The following is a 22,051-nucleotide window of genomic DNA, read 5'->3' as shown; positions in this document are numbered from 1 at the left end:
ACGTGCGGATTGGAAGAGAGGGGGTTGGATCGCCCGGGCCCGTCGCCGTTCCGCGAATTGGCTGCCCGGAGACCTACACCACAAGTCTCTGGCGGAGCTCGCGGAGCACGGCGGGCGTCTGGAGCAGCCGCGAGCCGTACCACGAGAACGCCTCGCCGTCGGCCAGCGCCACCTGTGCCTCGGGCGCCAGCGCCTGCACCTCGGCGACGTGGTTGTCTGCGAACGGGTACGGCTCCGAGGACAGCAGCACCACGTCCGGCGCCAGCGCCGCGATCTCGTTGGGTGCCAGCGTCGGGTATCGCGCGCGGTCGCCGACGACGTTCGCCAGCCCCGCTCGCGCCATCACGTCCGAGATAAACGTGTCGCCGCCGACGGTCATCCACGGATCGCGCCAGATGAGGTACAGCGCGCGGAGCGGCGCGAACGCCGGGAGCGCGTCGAACCCCGCGCCGATCTCGGCCGCCAGGGCCTGTGCCTGCGGCCCACGCCCGACCAAACCGCCGACCTCGCGGATCATCGCCAGCGCCCCGCCGACCGTCGCCACGTCCGTCACGTGGACCGGCACGGCCGCCGCCAGCGCCTCGATCGGCTCGCGGTCGTTCTCTTCGCGGTTGGCGATCACGAGGTCCGGGTCGAGCGCCAGCACGCGCGTGGGGTCCGTCCCCTTCGTCCCGCCGACGATCGCCTTGCGGGCCTTCCACCCGGCGGGGTGGACGCAGAACCTGGTGAGCCCGACGACCTCGGCGTCGAGCCCGAGCGCCGCGAGCAGCTCGGTCTGCGACGGGACGAGGGAGACGATGCGGGTGGGGGGCATTCGGGAGGGAGAGGGCGACACGTCAAGCATGGTGGGAAGATGGGCATGGTCCCCATGTCTCGCTGGAATAGGGCGTCAGTCACAAGACGATGGAACGTCAGATCGATACGTTCTACGCATGGAACTAGGCGCGGACAATGGGTGGGGATGGCGGACGCTCGTGCGGTCCGCACTCGTCGTGGGGTGTATGGTGGTCGGCGTGGCCCAGCCGTTTGCCCAAGTTGTCATCCGCGAGTGCGTCGAGGTGCGCCCGGCCGTCGCGGCGCCCGACGCGGCGCGCTCGGTCACAGACGAGGCCTGCGCCGGGCCCGTCGTCGGTCGCGTCGACTATTTCGGAACGTCGAGCAGCCGGGGCCAGACGCACGACGAGCCCGACTCGCGGGTGAGCACCCTGACCGTCGAGACAACGTGCGGGAGCACCTCCGGGCCGGTGTCCCGGGGATACACGGTCGACTACACCAACGAGAGCGGGCGGACGTATTACGACCGCCGCGACTCCGTCGCCATCGTGTCGGTCCCGCTTCGGGCCACCGAAGGGTTGCTACGGGACTACATCCTGGCGGGCGGTTCGGAGGTGGGGTTGGGGAGCGGGTGGGGCGGGCTGGCCCACAGGTGGCTTTGTGCCAACTGCAACGTCCTGTCTGCCTTCCGCGCGGAGGTCCACGGGGACGCCACGCGGCGCCACCATGCGTGGCCGGACACGCTCGCGTGCGGGACCTCCACGCCGCTCCCGATGTGGGGGGTGACGCGGGAGGGCGCTGAGGGCTGGGTCGGGCCGGAGGCCACGGGCGGGTACGTCTGGGACTCGGGCCCGGGTCAGCTCGTGGGGCCCGCAGGGCCCGTTGCGCCGGGCGAGAGGATCGACGTGTCGTACACCGAGGCGCGGGAGGGGGCCGTGTCGTTCGATGCGCCCCCGTGCGCGGAGGTGCTGGCGCCTGAGAGCGTCCGACTGCACACGTACGGGCTGGGCCAGGGGCAAACGTATCCCTTCTTTGTCGTCACTCCGCCGCCGCCGGTTGCCTTCGGCCTTCGCCTGCGCAACGACCGCGACACGCTCGCCGTCCGTGACGTGTCGCAGGTGTGGCCCCAGGCCGTCCGGGCGGACGGTCTCAACGGCTACCTCGAGTCCGACGCCCGCGTCCAGTTCACGTCCAGCCCGGACGTGCTCCTCTTCCGCCGCCATGGGTACGGCCACCCGTACCGCTCCCCCCTCTACCTCAGGTACTACGACGCCAGAACGAGCGGCGCGTACTTCCGGCTCGTCGACTCTCTCTGGGCCGTTCCGGCGACCTACGACCGGCCCGTCCGGATCCAGGCGCGCGAGGCGGGTGGCACGCTCCGCGGCGACACGACGGTCGTGTACCTGGGCGTCGAGGGCCCGGGCCCGGACTCGCTGGCGGTCGACCTGGGCGCCCCGGCCGTCGACTGCGGCGACTCGACGCGCGTCGCCGTGCGCGGCGTGCTGGCGGGCGAGCCCCGGGCGATCCCCGACGGCTCGTCGGTCCGGCTCGTGGTCAGGGACTCGACCGTCTCAAGGCTGGCCTGGGGCGACTCGGTCGGCGTGTCGCTGAGGGTGCCCGTCGAGGCCTTGCGCGACGGCACCGTCTGGGCGGAGACGCATAGCTGCGCGGACATCGAGGGCGACGTGCCCGTCGGCGTGTATGCCGAGCTTGACGCGTACTGGTCCCGCGACGGGGTCGTCTCAGGCGAGGGCAGCACGACGCTCCGGGGCGGGGCGGCGTCGGACGGGCTCGTGGTGACGCTCTCGGCGGCCGTACTGGCGCCGGGCGACGAGGCCGTGGTTTCGGTCGAGGCGGCCGACGGGGGGGCGCTCGACGACGGCGACCTCGTTGACCTCATGCTTGGAGAGGTCGGAGGTGCCGTCGGGTCGCTCCAGAGCGACGTCGGGTCGGGGCCCGTCCTCTTTGCCGTCCCAGTCGGGAGCTTGCGCGACGGCCGGGTTTCGTTCGTGGTCGGGGCGGAGAGCCCGCCGCCTGCTCTCACGGCGGAGGCCCCAACAGAAGACATGACGGATACTGGCGACGCCCCCGACCTCAACGCTCCACAGGTGGCCCTCCCGATTCTCGCGGTGGAGATTGAGGCCGCTCTATCGGCTGAGCCGGCCCGTCGCGGCGCGTCGGATGTGGCCGTGCTCCCGTACGGCGCCCGGTTCGATGCCTACCCCATCGAGGTCGCTCCAGGCGAAGACATCTTGCTCGGGGTCACGGTGGTGCGGGTGCCGGCGAGTGGGGAGCGCGAGATCCAGGACGTGCTCGACGCCTGGGCCCAGGCCATGCCGATGCCCTTCGTGTGCGCAGAGGTCGCCCGAGTCGATGCCGGAGCGTTCGCGCCTGTCTACCTCTCGTTCTCGTACGGTCAAACCGCGAGCGGCAGTCACGGGTGCGCGGCGTTCCGGGATGTCGCCACTCTCGGCCTCGTCGGCACGCACGACACCAATGTCCGGTACCCCGCCCACCTACCTCTCAACGACGCCTTTCCGGTGACGGCGTATGGCGGACTTGCCGTGCAGACGCCTACCGGGTGGGCTTGGGCAACGGCCCTCCCTGGGACGGGTGTTGGACGGCCGCTCGTCAGTGGCGTGACACTCACGCTCGCCCCAGCGGGCGGACGGTACGACTGCGAGATCTCCACGCCCTTCGAGGTGACTCAAGAGGTCGTACGCCTGCCAAACTGCACGATGCGCGGGCACCCGTCGGCCCCGATCCGGGACTCTCCCAAGTTCGGAGAGACGGGGTCCGGGTGGCTCGCTTGGCATGATGCACCCGACCAGGCTACGTATTGTACAAACCCGGAGACCGGGAACTGGACACCCCAATTCGGGAACATCGTGACGAACACCTACTATTCGATTTGTCCTCGCAACATGGTAAGAAGCTTGGGGGCAAGCCGTGTGTTGTCTGATGAGAACGATCCCGCGATCAGCCCGGCCAATGTGGAGTCGTTCGTGTCGCGCCTGCGCCACCTAGCGGCGCTGTACGCGGAGCGAACATCGGCCCGAGACCTTGAGAACGCCCCCGCCGTTGCGGGAGCGTTCGTAGCCAGTGCGACCGAGGTCCACGAACGGAGCCACGTGTCGTGGCACGGAGAACTCCTCAGGGCCTTGGCCTACGATGGGATCGGTCCATTTTTTTCCCGTCGCTACCCAGACCTCCACGCCGCCCTGGTTCGGGAGGGCGTTCGGTCCCGGAACCCCGCACTGTTCGACCGGGGCCTCGCTGCCGTGCTGCAGGAGACTACACTCCCTGCGTCTGAGGCCGATCACCCGGGGGCTGCAGAGGCCAAACTCGCCGACGAAGTGGAGGCGCTGTTCGACGATCTCGTATTCATGGCCGTTGAAGCGCGGTCCATGGCTTCCGAACCCCTCCATCCCGTCCACTACCGAGTGGGTGGGAAGGAGGTCGAGCGGGTCATCGCCGCGCTCGTAAGCCAGTATGGACTTTAGCCCACTCTCCCCGACACAGATGAAGATCACGGCCCTGCTCGTCGCCGTCGCCGTCGCCGTACTAGCGGTCCCAGGCCCCTCTGAGACAGGGGAGAGCGACCCGATCCGTGAGTCTGTCTCGCGCTTGGCGCCGGGACACCTGCTGGCGACCAGTGGAGTCGACACGACTGACACGGGTGCGCTGATCGAACTGGTTGGCACGGGAGGGATCTGGGAGGCGCGGTTGGCCGCGTTCCTCTTGGGCTTGCGTGGGGAGACGCCCGCCGTCCCGGAGACCCGGGGACGGCTGCGACGGCTCGACATCTCGGGTAGAGACGGCTTGGTAGCGGCTGATTTTCTTAAGGCCCTTTACCTGATGGGCGACCCCGAGGTCGGTCCGCTCGCTCGCGCGATGGCCGACTCTGCGGCAGCCGGGCACTACGGGGATGGGGCCGGGTACACCCTCGCCTTCGACGTTCTGCTCGCCCTTGGGGACGCCTCCCAGTTCGACCATGTCGCCAGCCTAGTCGAAGGGGGGTGCTGGTCGTGCATTGGGGACCTGAACCGACTTTTGCAGGTCGATCCGTCGCGGGGCGCGGACGCCGGGACCCTCGTCGCCGCTGCGCTCCGGGATGGGCAACTGACCCCGTCTGAGGCCGCCCGGCTCGAGGTCCCTCTTGCTGCTGAGGTCGCAGTCCCCGCCCTCAAATCCTATCTCCAGACTACGGGGACCCACCGGGAGCGTCGGGCGGCGATGATGCTACTGCTCCAGCCGGAGATGGGCCCGGCACTCCGTGGGCCTTCAGCCGCGCTGATGTTTATCGATCTGGCCACCGACTTTGCGGCGACGCCCGACGACATCCGCGCGACGGTCCGCCTTGCGGCGGCTGCGGACGACGACTCCGCTCGGAGGTTTGTGCAAGAGGCAGCAATCGGGGTGTACGGGTCCGTCGCAGGCGAAGAGGCACGCGCAGCCGTGAAGTGGGACGGTATCTCCCAATTGCTGATTTGTGATGGGCGTGAGGCGACGATCTATGTCTCCTCGCTGGGCGCCATCGCGGGTGGTCCAGATAGTGGGTCGCCCTTCGTAGGTACCCTCCGCGGGTCCGACGGTCCCGACGTGATTGTGGGCACCGATGGTCCCGACCGCATCGAGGGCCTTGGCGGTGACGATACCGTCTGCGCGCTCGGCGGCGACGACACGGTCGCGGGCGGCGACGGCCTCGACTGGATCGATGGAGGGGGGGGCGACGACGTGTGCGACGCCGAGACGGCCGACTGCGAGCGCGACGCCTTCGACCTCCCCGCCTCGGTGATCGCGTCGGGCGTCTCCGCCTCGTTCAACGGCTCGGCGTTCGCCGTCTCCGGCGCCGCCCACGCCCTCGACGGCACGCCGGTCGCCGGCCCCGGCGCCGCCGCCCTCGTCGCCCCCACCGACGACGCGCTGGCGGCCGTGCTCGCGGCCCTCTCCGACCGCCAGCGCGACCAGTTCGCGGGCGCCGTCGAGGCGCAGCCGCTGGTGTTCTCGCCTGGCTCGTGGGCCGAGGCGCTGGCCGCTCGCGCGACGGTCACCGCGGGCGACCGGCCCGGCGACCTCGGCTCGGCGGGCGCCCCCGTCGTCGCCTACGCGCCCGCTGGCGCCCGCTTCTCCGGCCGCGACGCCGGGTGGGGCGTGCTCGTGGCCGACGGCCCGGTCTCGTTCCGGGGTGGGGCCCGGTGGACGGGGCTGATCGTCGCGCGCGGCGGGCTCGACGTGTCGGGCTCGGCGACCGTCGTGGGCGGGGCCGTCGTGTCGGGCCCTCTCGAACTCGGTGGCCGCGCCGAGCTCCTGTACAGCCCGGCAGCCCTCGCGCTCGCCCGTCAAGCCGCCCTCACCGACTGAATCCATGCGCGCTCTCCTGCTTGCGGTTCTCACCACGGCGACCGTCGCCGCCCAACCCGTCGTCCACGCCGTTCCGTTCGGGGCGGTCGGGAACGCCGTCGAACTGGAGCTGGCGGCGGCCGACGGCGGCGACCTGGACGGTGCCGAGGTATCGGTGGCCGAGGCCCCGCCGTGGCTGGCGTTCGCACACACGACGGCGCGCGCGCAAGCGGATGACGACGGGCCCGTGGCGCGGCTGGCGTTCGACGTGCTGGCGACCGCGCCGGTCAGGGCGCCGGCCGAGGTCGTCTTCGAGGTCCGGTCTGGTGGCGCGGTCGTGGCGACCCACACGGTTCGGCTGTCGGTGGCCGCGCCCGCCGTGCTGGCGCTGGGGGCCCCGTACCCGAACCCGTCGCGCGGGGGCGCCGTCGTCCCGTTCGAGGTGCCGGTCGACGGGCCGGTGCGGCTGGTCGCGTTCGACGCGCTGGGCCGCGAGGTGGCGGTGCTGGCGGACGGGCGCCGCGAGCCCGGCGCGCACGAGGGGCGTCTGCCCGCGTCGCTGGCGCCGGGCGTCTACGTCGTGCGGCTGGTGGCCGACGGCCAGGCGCTAGCCCGCTCGGTCGTCGTCGTCCGCTGACGCCTGCGTGCCGTCGGCATGGAGACGGGGTGGTCGACCTTCCGCCTTGCGTCCCCGCTTCCAATAGGAGAAGTGCCCTGGCCGTCGGCGGGCTACGGCCGAAAGAGGACGATGTACGCCTCCGAGTTGGTCTCGTCCTGGTGGGGCGAGAAGATCTTGTAGGGCGTTCCAAGGTTGGTAGCGCCGTTGCGCTCCCGGCTGCGCATCTCGTGGCCGACCACTTCGAACTCCGCCACGCCCCAGCCCACCGGGCCAAACGTGGTCGGGTAGATCAGGATGGGGACGAGGGCCGGGTCGTCGATCGTCATGTCGGCGTAGTACGTCAGGCGCGTGTCCTCGGGGACGGTGGGGAGCGTCAGCGGCTGGGCCCAGACGGGGCGGTCCGAGATCGGGAGCGTCATCTCGCCGATGGGCGAGTCGTCCTCGTGGTCGGTGAACGCGAGCCGCGCCGAGCCCTCGGCCGTGTCCCACAACGGCGGGAACGAGAAGGCGTAGGCGGTGCCTCGGAACAGGCCGCTCACGCGCTCGGAGAGCGACGACCCGGCGGTGCGGGCCTTGGCCTCGACCGCGCCCACCTCATTGACAGTGACGTACACGAAGCCCGACCGCCTCGGGTCGACGTCGAGGGAGATGCTGTTGGGCTGGACGGCGACCTCGTAGGTCGGGACGGCGTCGAGGGCGAGCGACCCCATCGCCTCGCGCGGGATGGGCGGGGGGAGGAAGCCGTCGATGACGGTGGTGTCGCGGTTGTCGCTGGCGCCCCGGACGTAGTGGAAGCGGAACGTGCCCGCCGAGCCCGCCGGTGCGGCCGCCTGAGCGGGCGGTGCGAGGGGCTCGAAGCGCTCGGGCGCCTCGGCATCCGTGGCCTCGGCCGCTTCGGGGGTGTCGAGAGCATCCTGAGCGTCGCCGCAGGCGGGCAGGGCGAGCAGGGCGACGAGGCAGAGCGGGAGGCGCATAGCGGGGAGGGAGGTCTGCCCCTCCCTCCGTACGGGCGGCCGCGCACGGGTCACCGCGCGTCCGTCAGGCCTCCAGCGCCGCCGCCAGCTTGCGGACGAGTCCGTCGAACGAGCCGTTCGACATCACGAGCGCCAGATCCCCGTCGGACAGGTCCGCCAGCAGGTCGGGCAAGAGCGCGTCGGCGGAGGCGTACGCGGTCGCAGGCGTCCCAGCGGCCCAGACGGACGCGGCGACGGCCTCCGCGTCGACAAACTGGGCCGGGTCGTCGTTGTGGCGGAGCGGGGGCGTCGACAGGAAGACGGCGTCGGCCGTCGCGAGGGCGTCGGCGTACGGCGCTTGGAAGGCGGCCCGGCGCGACGAGTTCGAGCGCGGCTCGAACACGGCGACCACGCGGCGCCCCGGCCACCGCTCCCGGACGCCCCGGACGGTCGCCTCGACGGCCGTCGGGTGGTGGGCAAAGTCGTCGACGACGAGCACGCGGCCGTCGAGGACGACCTCCTGGCGGCGCTTCATGCCCCGGAACGTGCCGAGCGCACCTGCGACCTCGTCGGCCGAGACGCCGGCGTCGAGCGCGACGGCGGCGACCGAGAGCGCGTTGAGCGCGTTGTACCGCCCGCCCATCGGGAGGCGCACCTCCGCGACGGCCTCGCCCGCGACGACGAGCGTGAACGTCTGCCCGCCATCGACGGCGCGCAGGTCGCGCGCGGCGATGTCGAACGATGTGCCCTCGGGCTCCTTGCCCTCCTCGCCGTAGAGCCGGACGCGCGCCCACGTCCGGTCGGCCAGCTGGCGGACCGCCGCGTCCTCGCCGTTGAGCACGAGGAGCCCGTGCGGGGGGGGGAGCGCGGCGAAGGCGTGGAAGGCGCGCTGGTACTCGTCCCAGTCGGCGTAGATGTCGGCGTGGTCGAACTCCAGGCTCGTGATGACCGCTCGGTGCGGGCGGTAGAGCAGCATCTTGGGCCGCTTGTCGAAGTAGGCCGCGTCGTACTCGTCGCCCTCGATGGCGAAGACGGGGCCGGACCCGCGCGCGGCCGTCCGCGGCTCGCCAACGGGCACGCCGCCGACCAGGAAGCCCGGCGCCCGCCCGGCCTCGGTGAGCACGTGGACGAGCAGGCCCGTCGTGGTCGTCTTGCCGTGCGTCCCGGCGATGACGGCCGGCTCGCGCTCGCCCAGGAACAGGTGCGCGAGGGCTTCGGGGAGGGAGGCCTGCACGAGCCCGCGCTCGCGGGCGGCGGCGGCCTCGGGGTGCGTCGGCGTGCACGCATTGCCCACGACGACGAGGTCGGGCGGCCGGCCGTCGGGCCCGTCGAGGTTGGCGGCGTCGTAGCCCTCGATCACCGGGATGCCGGCGGCCGCAAGGCGCGTCGACATCGGGGGGAAGGCGGCCTCGTCGGAGCCGCGGACGGCGTAGCCGGCCTGCGCCAGCAGCTCAGCCAGGGCGCCCATGCCCTTGCCGCAGATGCCGATCAGGTAGACCGAGCGGATGGCGTCGGGCGCCGGGAGCGGGGGCCGTGCAAAGACCCGGAGGTTAGCGTCGGCGAAGTCTTCGAGTCGTCGCATCGTCTGAGATACGAGAAGAGGAAAAGAGGGCGGAAGGAAAAGAAGAGAGAACTCGGGATTGCGGGGAGAGGGCGAAGCGTGTCCCGCGCGGCGACTCGGGGACTGGGCCGTCCCCGCCTCTTCTCCTCTACTCCTCTCCTCGTCTGGTCTCCAGGTCGGGCGGCTGGCCGCCGGTGATGCCCGCGATCGTCGGGTCGGCGCCGGGGGGGGCGATGGCCGGGCCGCCGATGGGCACGATGCCGAGCCGCTCGGCGCGCTCCGTCCACCGCGCGCGCGCCGCCGCCTGCATGTCGTGCTCGTCGTCGGACTCGTCGACGATCTCGAGCCCGAGCAGGGTCTCGACCACGTCCTCGACCGAGACGACGCCGGCCGTCCCGCCGTACTCGCCGACGACGAGGGCGAGGTGCTCGCGGCGGTCCAAGAGGCGCTCGAACAAGACGGGGAGGGAGAGCGAGTCCGGGACGGCCATCAGGTCGCGGGCGACCGACGAGGCCGGCGCGTCGGCGCGGCCGTCGGCGACGGCGGCGAGCACGTCGTCGCGGAGCACGAACGACGAGATGTCGTCGCGGCTGGCGCCGTAGAGGGGCAGGCGCGAGAACGGGGTGCCGTCGGACGCGATCGCGCGCAGCGGCGTGGTTTCGGGGTACGCCACCACGACGGTCCGCGGCGTCATCACGTCCCGCGCCTTGAGCTGGCGGAAGCGGAAGAGGTTCTGCAGGATGCGGCTCTCGGCGTCGTCGAAGACGCCCTCGTCGGCGCCGATCTGGGCCAGCGCCGCCAGCTCCTCGCGGCTGACGGCGCCCTCCTTCTCGCCGCGCGCGATCAGCTTGGTGATCATCTGCGACATCCAGATCAGGCCGGTCCACTTGAGCAGCCACACGGTCCCGGCCAGCATCCGGGCGACGAGCGGCGCCAGCCCGCGCCAGTAGACGGCGCCCAGCGTCTTGGGGATGATCTCGGACAGGATCAGGATCCCGAGCGTCAGGACGGTCGAGAAGATGGCGACGGCGCTGAAGATCCAGACGCTCTCGCTGCCCCAGATGGCGGCGGCCTGGGCGCCCGCGCCCGTCGCGCCGACCGTGTGGGCGATGGTGTTGAGCGTCAGAATCGCCGCTAGCGGGCGGTCGACGTCGGCCTTGAGGGCCTTGAGGCGGGCGGCGACGGTCGGGTTCGTCTCCTCCATCGCGCCGACGTAGGCGGGGCTCACGCTGAGCAGCACGGCCTCCATGATGGAGCAAAGGAAGCTCACCCCGATGGCGAGCACGACGAAGACGATGAGCAGCGTGAGGGAGCCGGAGCCGGCCGCGGCCGTGCCGCCGGGGACGAGAAGAGGGAAGAGCATCGGAGAGGGGAGGGGCCCAGGCCATACTCCGCACCGCCCCGAACGGGTCCGGCGAGACGATCTGTCGACCCCGTGGCACTGTACGCGGCCGTTTGGCGTATGAACGGGTAGGACGGCACACGCTCCCCGCGAGGGGAGCCGGCCGGGCTCCGCGTCTGCCTGTGGTGGGACGGCCGTGGCGCCCGGCCTCTTTGTGTCCGGCTGGCGCGGGTGCTGGCGCCCGTCTCGGGCGGCGGGGCAGCCCGCCCGCGCTGGTCTGCGAGTGCCCGTTCCCAGGGCGTCGTCGCGGCCGTGGTGAGCGTGGCGCCGTCGGCCGGCGCGCTCGTGGTCGCCGACGGCCCCGTGCGGGCGTGACGGCTCCCGCTGGGTAGGGAGGCCCCGTGCCTTCCGTTCGGAGCGCAGGGACCGTTTACGCCACTCCCTCAGCGGAGCGATCCCCTCGTCGGCGGGCCCCCGGAGGGTAGGCGCCCGCCAATCGATTCGGGAGCGCTCGGACGGCACACGAGCGGCCAGACGCCTCGCACAATGCCTTTCTCCCACGGGGAGGGAGGACGCCTGAGAGAGCCTCGCCATCCCCCAAACATTCGCTCCAGAGCCTCACAATCAGAGCTCGGAGCCTCGACGTCGGTGCTCGGAGCCCCACAATCGGTGTTCAGAGCCCCGAAAATGGAGCTCGGAGCCTCGGTGTCGGTGTTCTGAGCCTCGCCGCCGACGCTCAACCGGCGCGCGTGATCGACACCAGCCCGACGGACTGGCTCTTGCCTCGGAGGTCGGCGGGGCCCAGCTCGGTGTGCGTCCACTCCGCCAGCGCCGGCATCCGCGCCAGCATCACGTCCGAGATCAGGAGCCGGTGGCCGCGCGGGCGGCACTCGCCCTCGATCCGCGCCGCCGTGTTGACGACGTCGCCCGAGTGCACGATGTCGCGCTTGAGGTCGCCGACCTCGGCCGTCACCACCTCGCCGCCGTGGACGCCGCACTTGAAGGCGGGGACGGCCCCGTAGCGGTCGCGGTAGCGGTCGGCACGGGCGGCGACGCGGGCCTCGACCAAGAAGTAGAACCGGAGCGGCGCGGCGTCGCGCTCGGCCCGCCGCATCGGCCACGACACCATCACCTCGTCGCCGACGTACTGCACGATGCGCCCGCCCGTCGCGAGCACGGGCTCGGCCACGTCGGCGAAAAAGTCGTTCTTGAAGTCGGTGAACGCGAGCGGCCCCAGGCGCTCGGCCCAGGCCGTCGAGTCGGTGAGGTCGAGGAAGGCGAACGCGCGCTGCTCGCGGACGGGGCGGCGGTAGGTGCCCAGAAAGAGGGCCCGCATCGTCTCCGGCCCGAGCACGCGGCGCAACTGGAGCGCGAAGTTGATGACGAAGCTCGACGCCATCAGCAGGCCGAGGAACACCCAGAACGCCTGGTCGCTCACCATCTGCTGGAACTGGGCGGACTGGATGGCGGTGAGCAGCCCGACCCGCCCCCGCATCCACGCACCGAGGGCGATGAGCCCGGCGAGGGCCGCGACCACGACGAGCGCGTAGCTGACCGTCCGGACCAGGAGCGAGCCCCACAGCGGGAGCCGGCGGCCCCACCGCGCAAGCGGCCCGCTCTCGAGCCAGGCGGCGGCCGACCCGATGAGCAGGCCCACGACCACCGACCGCGCGACGGCGCCCCCCAGCGTCTCGCCCGGCGGGCCGACCCCGGTGAGCCGCGCCGAGACGAAGGCGAACACCGCCCACGGCACGATCAGCGTCGGCGCCAGCCGGAGCGCGCGCCGGGCGCGCCCGACGGTCACGGCGCCAGGGGCTCCGACGCCCAGGCGACGGCGTCGTCGCGCTCGGCGCGGGGCCACACCTGGACGTCGAGCCCGGGCAGGAAGGCGCCCTGCGCGGTCGCCAACGCCTCGATCCAGCCCGTGTCGGTGACGACGGCGTAGCGGTCGACCTTGCCCAGCTTGGAGAGCAGGCCGAACGAGCGCGCGAACTGGGCGCCGAGCGCGTCGAGCGTCAGCCCGCCGACCCCGGTGATCTCGCCGACGAGGTGGACGTGCCCGCGCGCCATCGCGCCCTCGACCTCGCGGAACAGCGCGTCCACGTCCGGCCGGGTGACGGTGCCGTCGAGCACGAAGCCGACGACGTGGGGCGGGAGGTCGGGGAGGAGGCGGAACATGGGAGCGGGGAGGGGGCCCTCCGAACCCCCGACCCCGTGCGGCGGGTCCCGCCGCTACGCCAGCCCGTGCGGGTCCGCCAGCCGCTCGGTGAGCGTCGTCACGAACCGGGCCGCGTCGACGCCGTGGATGGCGCGGTGGTCGAACGTCAGGCTCAGCGCCAGCCGGTGGCCCGGCACGCACCGCCCGCCGACGGGCTCGCACACCGCGCGGAGCCGCCCGATCCCCAGCGTGGCCACCATCCCCGCCACCAGGATCGGCGTAAAGTGGTCGACGGCGTACTCGGCGAACGACGCAATCGTGACCGTGGCGCGCCGCGCGTCGTTGGGCGACAGCTCGCCCGCCCGGGTCTTCTCGACGGCTGCCCGCAAGGCGCCGTCGATTTCGCCGAGCGACATCACCTGGGCGTCCGACACGACGGGCACGATGACGCCCCGGTCGAGCGCCACCATCCGGCCCAGGTTGACGGCGTGGTACACCGTCAGCCCCTCGACCCCGATGCGGGCGTTGAGATGGGGGTGCGCCCGGAGCGCCTCGACGAGCGCGCGGGCGACGACGGCCTCGGCCGTCACCTCGCGGCCGATCTCCGAGGCGTGCTCGAGAAACGCCACCAGCGGCCCGGCGTCGGCGTCGACGTGCAGCGTCGCCTGGGCGGTCTCCTGGAGCGAGGTGTGCATCGTCCGGGCGTTGAGCGCCTGGAGCCGCGTGTGGGGGACGGACGTGAAGGGGAGCATCTCAGGCAGGGTGGATCCGGGCGATCGCGGTGCCCAGCCCGACCGGCGCGTCGGCGGGCGTCAGGATCTGAAGGCGCCCCTCGACGGGTGCCTCGATCTCGACGGTCACCTTGTCGACCATCAGCTCCGCCAGCGGGGCGCCCGCCGCGACCGTCGCGCCATCGGCGACGAGCCAGGCCGACAACACCACCTCCTCGGTCCCGTCGGACTCCCACAGGGTGGCGGGGATGGCGACGACGACGGGGTCGGGCATGGGGAGGCGGGGCTGGAGAGTCCGTCCCGAGCCGGTCGGGTCCTCGGGGGCCGCGGGCGTCGGGCGTAGGGGAACGTAGGGCCGAGCGCCCTTTCCCCGCTACCCCGCGTCCGCCGGCCCGGCCTCGGCCGCCCAGGCCAGGGCCTCGGCCGTGGCGGCCGTGGGGAAGACCTCGATCTCGACGTCGTCGACCCGGGCGGCCTCGTGGCGGAGCGCGGACCGGCGCGGGTACGAGCCGGCCACGAACGCGACGCGGCGGACGTGGGGGCGCTCGGCGAGCCGCCCGAACCCCTGGCGGATGCGGTCCTCGAACTCGCCGTCGGCGTCGCCCCACACCCAGCCGACCTCGACGTAGACGCCCGAGACCGGGCCGGCCGCGTCGAGCGCTGCGTCGACGGCGGCCTCGTCGGCGTCGGCCTGGGTGGCCGAGCCCTCGACGCGGACGGCGACGACGTGGGGCGGGGCGTCGAGGACGGCGACCATGGCGCTAGCGGGCGGGGACGGCGGCCGGGATCAGCTCGCCGTCGGCCGAGCCGTCGCCGTCGAGGGTGAGCGCCGCGGGCGGCGCGTCCTCGGCCGTGCCGCGCGCCTCGGCCACGCGCATCGCGATGCTGTCGAAGGCCGAGTACATGACGGGTACGATGACGAGCGTCAGGAACGTGGCGAACGTCAGGCCCGAGATGATGGCCGTGCCCATCGGGCCCCAGAACTGCGTGTTCTCCGAGCCGATCGAGAACGACGGGTCGAGGTCGACGATCATGCCCACGAAGTCGATGTTGATGCCGAACGTGAGCGGGATCAGGCCGATGACGGTCGTGAACGCGGTCAGCAGCACGGGCCGCAGGCGCGTCGCGCCGCCGTCGACGATCGCCTCCTGCTTGTCCTCGCCGCGCGAGCGCAGCTGCTCGATGTAGTCGACGAGCACGATGGCGTTGTTGACCACGATGCCGGCCAGCGAGATCACGCCGATAAAGGTCATCAGCCCGAACGGCGTCCGCGTCAGGATCAGGCCCAGCATCACGCCGATCAGGCTCAAGCCGACGGCCACCATGATGATGAGCGGGTTCTTGATCGAGTTGAACTGGGCGATCAGGATGATGGTGATGAGCGCGAGCCCCATCAGCAGCGCCGTCGTCAAAAAGCTGAAGCTCTCGTTCTGCTCCTCGTTTGCGCCCGTGTACGAGACGGTGTAGCCCGCCGGGACCTCCTCGAGCGCCGGGGCCAGCTCGGCCTGGACCTGGGCGAGCACGGCGTTCGCGTTCGCGCCCGGCGCGGCGTCGCCGAGGACGGTCACCACGCGCTCCTGGTCGAGCCGCGTCACGCTCCCCAGCCCGGACGCCGGGACGATCCGGGCGACCGAGACGAGCGGGATCTGGACGCCCTCGTTGAAGATGGTCAGGCTCTCGATGTTGCGCAACGACTCGCGGTCCTCCGGCCGCAGGCGGACCGTCACGTCGTACTCGTCCTTGCCGTCGCGGTACTTGCTGGCCTCGACGCCGTTGACGGCCCCGCGCACGGCGAGCGCCACGGCCTGCGTGCTCAGCCCGAACGCCGCGGCGCGCTCGCGGTCGATCTCGACGCGGTACTCGGGCCGGCCCGAGTTGAGGTTGTCGCGGATGTCGACCAACCCCTCGATGCGCCCGTCCTCGACGGCCGATTCGAGCCGCCCTTTGAGGTCGTCGGCGACGGACTGGATGACGGCGAACTCGTCGCCCTTGACCTCGATGTTGACGGCCGCGCCGGTCGGCGGGCCGCCCTGGTCCTGGGTCACCTGGAGGTCGACGCCGGGCAGGCCGGCGAGGCTCTCGCGGATGCGGCGGATCGTCTCCGACGACGGCTCGGCACGCTGGTCGTAGTCGACCATGTTGAGCGTCACCGTCGAGCGCTCGGCCGAGGCGGACCCGCCGCCGAACTGGGCGTCGCCGCCGACGCCGACCGACGTCCCGACGTTCTTGGTGTTGGCCGCCGTCGCCGCGTCCTCGTCGATCAGCGTGTCGACGCGCTCGAAGACCTCGTCGGCCACCTCGTTCGACCGGTCGATCGTCGTCCCGATGGGCGCCTCGGCCGTGATCTGGATAAAGTTGGGGTCGGTGGTCGGGAAAAACTCGACGCCGGTCGGGGCCACGAAGAAGAGGGCGATCACGCCGACGAGCGTCCCGAGCGTGGCCGTCAGCAGCCGCGCCCGGTTGTCGGTGAGGATCAGGTACGGCGAGCCGAAGTCGGTGACGCGCTCGTTGCGGCCGCCGAAGACGACACCGAGCGCGCCGAACCCGGCGATCAGGATCGGCAGCAGGAACATCCCGACGATGACCTCGACGCCCTTGACGCTCCCCAGCTCGATCCGGCCGGACAGGATGAGCGGCACCAGCAGCACGGCCACGATGCCCCCGAACCAGAGCCCGGCCTTGACGCTCGCGCGGCCACCCAGGAACGCGGTCTCCAGGCTGTGGACCACGATCCCGAGCACGCCGACGAGAAGCAGGAGGCCGCCCGGCGCCATCAGCAGGAAGCCGGCCGGCGCGGCGGCGGCGTTGAGCGCGGTGCCGGCGACGAGCAGCACGAACCCGCCCGTGAAGGCGCCCAACGCGAACGTGTTGCGGAGCAGGCCGCGCCGCATCGACAAGTCGCGCTGGAGCATCCAGCCCAGGAATGTGCGGTAGGCCTCCGTCATGCGGGGCACGGTCACGTTTGCGAATCGGTCGTGCGCCGGCGAGAGCGCCTTGCGGTAGAGCAGGACGAGGGCCGGGATGGCGATCGCGAAGAAGACCAGCGACTTCCAGTTGGCGAGGCCGACCACGAGCGCCGTGAAGGCGACCAGCCCGAGCCCGATCATCCGGCTGCGGCGGCTCCGCACGCGCCCCACCTTGGCGGCTTCCTCGGCCTTCAGTTCGGCGTCGGTCTTGATGAAGTAGCCCGCCACGACCGGGTTGATGACGAGGGCCACAAACAGCGACGACGTGAGCGTCACGATCAGCGTCAGCGGCATGTAGCTCATAAACTTGCCGATGATGCCCGGCCACAGGAGCATCGGGGCGAACGCGGCGACGGTCGTCGCGGTCGAGGCGGCGACGGCGAGCCCGACCTCGGCCGTCCCCTTGCGGGCAGCCTCCCACGGGCCGTAGCCCTCCTCCCTAAAGCGGTAGATGTTCTCGATGATCACGACCGCGTTGTCGACCAGCATCCCGAGCGCGATGATGAGCGAGAACAGGATGATGAAGTTCAAGGTCTGCCCCATGACCGAGAACACCAGGAAGCTCAAGAACATCGACAGCGGGATCGCCAGCCCGACGAGCGCCGCATTCCGGACACCGAGGAAGAACAGCAGGACCGCGATCACGAAGAGGATGCCTGCAATGATGTTGTTCTCCAAGTCGGCCACCAACGTCTCGACCTGCTCCGACTGGTCGCCCGTCAGCACATACGTCGTGCCGTTCGGGAAGTCGAAGGCCGCGATCTGTTCTTCGACGCCCTTGACGACCTCGATGATGTTCTCGCCGGTCGCCTTTTTAACGTTGAGCCGGATGACCTGGAGGTTCTCGGCGTTCTCGACCGGCACGAACTCGCCGTCCTCGGTCTCGCGCTGGAGCAGCTCGAGCCGGGCGTACGACGAGCGGTCCTTGTAGCCGAACCGTACCTCGGCCACGTCGCGGACGTAGATCGGCGTGCCGCCCGGGCTCTTGACGACCAAGTCCAAGATCTCGCGCGGGTCGTCGAGCTCGCCGTCAACGCGGACGAGGTAGTTCTCCGGGCCGACATCGACGGAGCCGCCGGGGACGTTGGTGTTCTCGGTCCGGATCGCGTCGACGACGTCGTTCGTCGAGATGTTGTAGCCCTGGAGCGCGGCCAGGCTGATGTCGACCTGGACCTCGCGCTGGAGCCCGCCGATGAGGTCCACGCCGTTGACGCCGGGGACGCCTTCGATGTCGTCCTGCAGGTCCTCGGCCGTGGCCCGGAGCGCCGTCAGCGAGCCGTCGGTCAACAGGTTGACCGTCAGGACGGGGAAGTCGGCAAAGTCGATGTCGGAGACGATGGGCTCCTCGACGTCCGACGGGAACTCGACCTTGGCGCGGTCGACGGCTTCCCGCACCTCGCGGGACGCTTCGTCGATGTCCTTGTCGGGCAAAAACTCGGCGATGACCGTCGAGACGCCCTCGGTCGAGGTGCTGCGCAGGTTGTCGAGTCCGGAGAGCGTGGCGACCTCGCGCTCGACCTCCTGGGTGATGATGGCCTCGACGTCGGCCGGGCTGGCGCCGGGGTAGATCGTCGTGACGATGATCTGGGCGAACTCGATCTGGGGCTGGCTCTCCTTGGGGAGCGCGACGTACGAGACCAAGCCGCCGACCGACAGCGCCAGCGTCAGCACGACGATGGCGGTCCGGTTCGAGATCGAGAGGTCGGTGATTTTCATGGATCTGAAGATGCGTGATGCGTGATATGTGATGACGTGCGAGATGCGGAGAGAGGGCCCTCACGCATCACGCATCACGGATCACTCGTCCCGGACCGCGGCGGCGGTGGGGCGGGCGACGGGCTCACGAGACGACCGCGACGCCGAGTCCGCCATGTCGCGCGTGTCGACGACGCGGACGGCCTCGCCCTCGGTCAGCTCGCCGGCGCCGGAGACGATGATCGGGTCGCCGGCGGCGACGCCGGAGGCGAGCACGACGCGGTCGCCGGCGTCGGGGCCGAGCGTGACGACGCGCCGCGTGGCGACGCCGTCGGCGACGATGAAGACGCTCGTGCCCCGCTCGTCGCGCACGATGGCCTCGGCGGGCACCACGATCGCGTCCTCGATGATGCTCCGCGTCACGTCCATCCGGACGACCATCGACGGCTTGAGCGAGCGGTCGGCGTTCTCGACCGAGACCTCGATGGGGAACGTCCGGCTCCCGGTGTCGATGGCGAGCCCGACGAACGAGACGCGCCCGCCGCGCGCCTCGACCGCGTAGGCGTTCGGCGAGACCTGGACCTGCGTCCCCTGCTCGATCTCGCCCGCGTACCGCTCGGGCACGCCGGCGGTCACCTTGACCGAGCCGGCGCCGACGAGCCGGACGACCGGCTGGCCCGGCGAGGCAAGCTCGCCCGGCTCCTGCAGCCGCGCTTCGACGACGCCCGAGAACGGGGCCACGACGCGCGTGCTCGCGAGCTGGCTCCGCGCGCTCGCCACGCCCGCCTGCGCCGCCGACGACTGCGCCCGCGCCGCGTTCACGCCCTCGCGCGAGGCGCGGACCTGGCCCTGCGCCTGGGCGATCCCGGCGTCGGCCTGGGCCACCTGCGCCCGCGCCTGTGCGAGCTGCGTCTCGACGTTGCGGAACTCGAGCGCCGACAAGATCGAGTCGCGGTACAGGGGGAGCTGGCGGCGGTACTGGTCCTGGGCGAGGTCGAGCTGGGCCTGGGCCGCCTCGCGCTGGGCGCGCGCGGCCCGCAAGCCGGCCTCGGCGCCGGCGACCGACGCCTCGGCCTGGGCGACGCCCGCGCGGCCCTGGGCGACGCCGGCCTGCGCCTGGCTCACGCCGGCCTGCTGCGTCGTCGCGCGGACCTGGGCGACCGTCTGCCCCGCGCGCACGAACGTGCCGACGGGCGCCACGTATGTCAGCATCCCGGGCACGTCCGGCGACAGCGTCGCGTCGTTGTCGGCGTCGACCGTCCCGGTCAACTCGATGGTGTCCTCGAAGTAGCCGGGGTCGGCGACGACGACCTCGACGGGGATCGAGCGGTCGGTCGGCGTCTCGGTCTCGGGCTCGGCGTCGGGCCCGCAGGCGGCGAGCCCAAGCGCGAGCGCGAGAAGGGAGAGGGGGGCAGTGTGTCGCATGGGAGGTTGCGAAGTCGGAGACAGCGTCTCAGGGGGATCGTGTCGGGGCCTGGCGGCCGGGCCCGGGGCGGGGCCGTCAGTCGGAGCCAATCGTGGTCACCGGCGAGATCACGGTCGGCGTCTCGGCGGGCGGAACGGTGTCGAGGGCGGTCGGGGCGATCGTGCCGGTCGCGCGCTCGTAGGCGCTCCGGGCGACGAGCGCGTCGTAGACCGCCTGGAGGTAGTTGAGGCGCGCGAGGTCGAGGTTCTGGCTCGACACGCGCACGTCGAGCTGGCTGGCGACGCCCTCGGACAGGCGCGCCGAGGCGAAGGCGAACGCCGTCTCGGCCGTCGAGACCGTCCGCGACTGGGCCTCCAGCCGCCGCCGCGCGCTCTCGAGCTGGCGGACGGCCGCGGCCACCTCGAGCTGCGCCGCGTTCCGCGCCTGCTCCAGCTGGATTGCCGCCTGGTCGACCGCGATCTGGTTCTGCTGGATGCGGCGGTTCGTCTGGAAACCGTCGAAGAGCATCCAGTTCAGCCGCAGCCCGACCGTCAGGCTCGGGTTCCAGTACGCGTCGGAGAAGAAGCCCGTCGAGCCGGACTCGAAGGTGAAGGGGTCGGCGGGGTCCGGGTTCGTCAGGAAGCTCCGGTCGTCCGGGACGTTGCCGTTGTAGCCCGCGTTGACGAAGGCGCTGAGGCTGGGGAAGAGGCCGGCCTTCGTGATGTCGCGCTGGACCTCGTTGAGGCGGACGGCGAGCGTGGCCTGCTGGATGTCGGGCCGCTGGTCGAGCGCGCGCGCCGAGGCCGCCGCCAGCCCGACCGTCTGGAACAGCCCGTCCGCCGGCGGCGCGAGTTCGCCGACCAGCACGACTTGGGAGTCGACCGGCAGGCCGAGTGTCAGCAACAGCTGGTCGCGCGCGGTCTCGGCGGATGCCTCGGCCGTGACGACAGCCGTCCCGGCGTTCGCGAGGTCGACCTCGGCGTTGAGCCGCTCCAAGACGGGGCGGACGCCCTGGGCGACGAGCTGCGAGGCCTCGCCGAACGTCTCGCGCGAGCGCTCCAGCGAGGCCCGCTGCACGGCCGCCTGCTGCTCCGCCAGGAGCGCGCCGTAGAAGGCCTGCCGCGTCTGGTCGATCGTCTCGTCCTCGCGCTGCGCGACGGCCGCCTCGTTGATCTCGACGAGCGACCGCGCCCCGCGGACGGCCGCGAACGCGGTCCCCGAGTAGATCGGCTGCGTCAGCGACAGCGTGTTCGTGAACTGGTTGTCCGTGCCGAAGGGGTTGCTGCTCCCGTCGCCCGGCACGAAGCCCGCCGCCGACTGCCCCTCGCTCACGCGCCGGTTGTACTCCGCGAGCGAGATCGGCACCGTCGCCGGGTCGTCGTCCGTCCGGGCCTGCTCGTTGAACGCCAGCCAGCCGATGGCGCCGAGCCCGCTGAAGAGGTTGCCCGCCGAGGAGCCCGCGAACGGGTTGGCCTGGACCACGTTGCGCGAGAACTGGCTCGTCGCGTCGACGCGCGGGAGCAGCCCGCCGTAGGCCTCGCGGACCTGGGACCGCGCCGTCTCGGTGTCGAGCCGCGCCAGGCGGATGGCGTACGCGCGCTCGAGCGCGATCTCGATGGCGGCGTCGAGCGTGAGCACCACGGGGCCGGCCGGGGCGTCTTGGGCACGGGCCGACGGGGCGACGACGACCGCCACCCCGGAGAGGACCGTGGCGGCGAGGAGGGCGAGGACGAGGCGACGGAACATCGGGGGGCGTGTCATCGGGCGAGGAGCCCGTCGAACAGGACGGTCGTGAGGAACGCGGCGGTCTCGGCCGGGTCGAGCGGGGGGAGCGTCGCGGCGCCGGGCCGGGCGCAGTCATGGGCGGCGTGCGCCAGCAGCAGCCCCCGGACGTTCCCGAACAGGAGGTGCGCCACGGAGAGCGGCGGGAGGGCGCGGATGGCGCCGGCGGCCATCGACCGCTCGACGGCCGCCGCGACGGCGTCGGTGAGCCCGGCGAACTGGTCGACGAGGTCGGCCATCCGGTCGGGGTCGTGGAGCGCGCGCGGGCCCTCGGTCATGAACAGCCGGAGGACGGAGCGATTCGCCTCGAAGTGCTCGAGGAGGCCCAGCAGCAGGTCGTGGAAGCCTGCGCGCGCGTCGGCGGCCGTATCCAGCGGCCGGTCGTCGGGGAGCGCCCGGGCAACGACCGCGCGGAGCCCGCTCACGACGTGCTCCTCGAACAGGGCGTGGAACAGCTCGTCCTTGCCGCCGGGGAAGTAGTTGTAGAGCGTGCCCTTGCCGAATTCGGCCCGGTCGGCGATCCCGTCGAGCGTGGCGCCCTCGAACCCGTGCTCGCCGAAGACGGCGAGGGCCGCATCGAGCATGGCCTCGCGGCGGGCGAGCCGCTCACGGTCGCGGCGGGTCAGCAGGGGGGCGTCGGTTTCCAAAATATGAACGGGGCGTCAAGAGGTGACTCGGCGGTCACTTTGTGAACTCGGGCGTCAGTACGGGACCGCAAGCCC

At 71.9% G+C, this 22,051-nt stretch carries 16 protein-coding genes; 3 read left to right on the top strand and 13 right to left on the bottom strand.

What is annotated here, in order from left to right; translation table 11 throughout:
- Positions 1-73: 73 nt before the first annotated feature.
- The gene (locus ACLIRP_RS13445) at positions 74-814 is read right to left on the bottom strand and encodes a helical backbone metal receptor (RefSeq protein ID WP_412060976.1); all 741 of its coding nucleotides are present in this window, start codon (positions 812-814) and stop codon (positions 74-76) included.
- A 118-nt stretch (positions 815-932) separates the two neighbouring features.
- Between ACLIRP_RS13445 and ACLIRP_RS13440 the strand changes: the two genes are divergently transcribed.
- The 3 genes from ACLIRP_RS13440 to ACLIRP_RS13430 are packed head-to-tail and all read left to right on the top strand — an operon-like array spanning position 933 to position 6,754.
- Complete coding sequence (locus tag ACLIRP_RS13440; RefSeq protein ID WP_412060975.1) at positions 933-4,277, top strand: hypothetical protein; 3,345 nt, start codon at positions 933-935, stop codon at positions 4,275-4,277.
- Positions 4,267-6,138 carry a hypothetical protein gene (locus ACLIRP_RS13435; protein WP_412060974.1) on the top strand — a complete coding sequence of 624 codons (1,872 nt, stop codon included), beginning with the start codon at positions 4,267-4,269 and terminating at the stop codon, positions 6,136-6,138. Before ACLIRP_RS13440 ends, ACLIRP_RS13435 begins: the two co-directional genes overlap by 11 nt.
- A 4-nt stretch (positions 6,139-6,142) precedes the next feature.
- Positions 6,143-6,754: a T9SS type A sorting domain-containing protein gene (locus ACLIRP_RS13430; RefSeq protein WP_412060973.1), complete on the top strand. Its 612-nt coding sequence runs from the start codon at positions 6,143-6,145 to the stop codon at positions 6,752-6,754.
- Between the two features lie 92 nt (positions 6,755-6,846).
- On the opposite strand, the gene ACLIRP_RS13425 is transcribed toward ACLIRP_RS13430, so the two are convergent.
- The 12 genes from ACLIRP_RS13425 to ACLIRP_RS13370 form a co-directional block, all read right to left on the bottom strand.
- Positions 6,847-7,710: a hypothetical protein gene (locus ACLIRP_RS13425; RefSeq protein WP_412060972.1), complete on the bottom strand. Its 864-nt coding sequence runs from the start codon at positions 7,708-7,710 to the stop codon at positions 6,847-6,849.
- A gap of 64 nt (positions 7,711-7,774) precedes the next feature.
- A complete protein-coding gene (locus ACLIRP_RS13420) occupies positions 7,775-9,271 on the bottom strand; it encodes a UDP-N-acetylmuramate--L-alanine ligase (protein ID WP_412060971.1) in 1,497 nt (498 codons plus the stop codon).
- A gap of 127 nt (positions 9,272-9,398) precedes the next feature.
- Positions 9,399-10,613, bottom strand: a complete 1,215-nt coding sequence (locus ACLIRP_RS13415) for a CNNM domain-containing protein (RefSeq protein WP_412060970.1) — start codon at positions 10,611-10,613, stop codon at positions 9,399-9,401.
- Positions 10,614-11,328: 715 nt separating this feature from the next.
- The gene (locus tag ACLIRP_RS13410) at positions 11,329-12,396 is read right to left on the bottom strand and encodes an adenylate/guanylate cyclase domain-containing protein (RefSeq protein ID WP_412060969.1); all 1,068 of its coding nucleotides are present in this window, start codon (positions 12,394-12,396) and stop codon (positions 11,329-11,331) included.
- Positions 12,393-12,770, bottom strand: coding sequence for an STAS/SEC14 domain-containing protein (locus ACLIRP_RS13405; RefSeq protein ID WP_412060968.1), 378 nt, complete (start codon positions 12,768-12,770; stop codon positions 12,393-12,395). The genes ACLIRP_RS13410 and ACLIRP_RS13405 overlap by 4 nt, the downstream gene beginning before the upstream one ends.
- Positions 12,771-12,824: 54 nt before the next feature.
- Positions 12,825-13,502, bottom strand: a complete 678-nt coding sequence (locus tag ACLIRP_RS13400) for a 2-oxo acid dehydrogenase subunit E2 (RefSeq protein ID WP_412060967.1) — start codon at positions 13,500-13,502, stop codon at positions 12,825-12,827.
- A gap of 1 nt (position 13,503) precedes the next feature.
- Positions 13,504-13,755: a lipoyl domain-containing protein gene (locus ACLIRP_RS13395; RefSeq protein WP_412060966.1), complete on the bottom strand. Its 252-nt coding sequence runs from the start codon at positions 13,753-13,755 to the stop codon at positions 13,504-13,506.
- A 99-nt stretch (positions 13,756-13,854) separates the two neighbouring features.
- Complete coding sequence (locus ACLIRP_RS13390) at positions 13,855-14,238, bottom strand: STAS/SEC14 domain-containing protein (protein WP_412060965.1); 384 nt, start codon at positions 14,236-14,238, stop codon at positions 13,855-13,857.
- Positions 14,239-14,242: 4 nt separating this feature from the next.
- The gene (locus ACLIRP_RS13385) at positions 14,243-18,163 is read right to left on the bottom strand and encodes an efflux RND transporter permease subunit (protein WP_412060964.1); all 3,921 of its coding nucleotides are present in this window, start codon (positions 18,161-18,163) and stop codon (positions 14,243-14,245) included.
- Between the two features lie 81 nt (positions 18,164-18,244).
- Positions 18,245-19,567: an efflux RND transporter periplasmic adaptor subunit gene (locus tag ACLIRP_RS13380; RefSeq protein WP_412060963.1), complete on the bottom strand. Its 1,323-nt coding sequence runs from the start codon at positions 19,565-19,567 to the stop codon at positions 18,245-18,247.
- 76 nt (positions 19,568-19,643) lie between these two features.
- Positions 19,644-21,293 (bottom strand): TolC family protein, encoded by a 1,650-nt coding sequence (locus tag ACLIRP_RS13375; RefSeq protein WP_412060962.1) that lies wholly within the window; start codon positions 21,291-21,293, stop codon positions 19,644-19,646.
- Positions 21,294-21,304: 11 nt separating this feature from the next.
- On the bottom strand, positions 21,305-21,976 hold the full coding sequence (locus tag ACLIRP_RS13370; protein ID WP_412060961.1) for a TetR/AcrR family transcriptional regulator: 672 nt from the start codon (positions 21,974-21,976) through the stop codon (positions 21,305-21,307).
- Between the last annotated feature and the right edge of the window lie 75 nt (positions 21,977-22,051).

It is taken from the genome of Rubrivirga halophila (assembly GCF_046845755.1).
GTDB lineage: Bacteria > Bacteroidota > Rhodothermia > Rhodothermales > Rubricoccaceae > Rubrivirga.
This window is presented reverse-complemented; position numbering and strand designations above follow the sequence as displayed.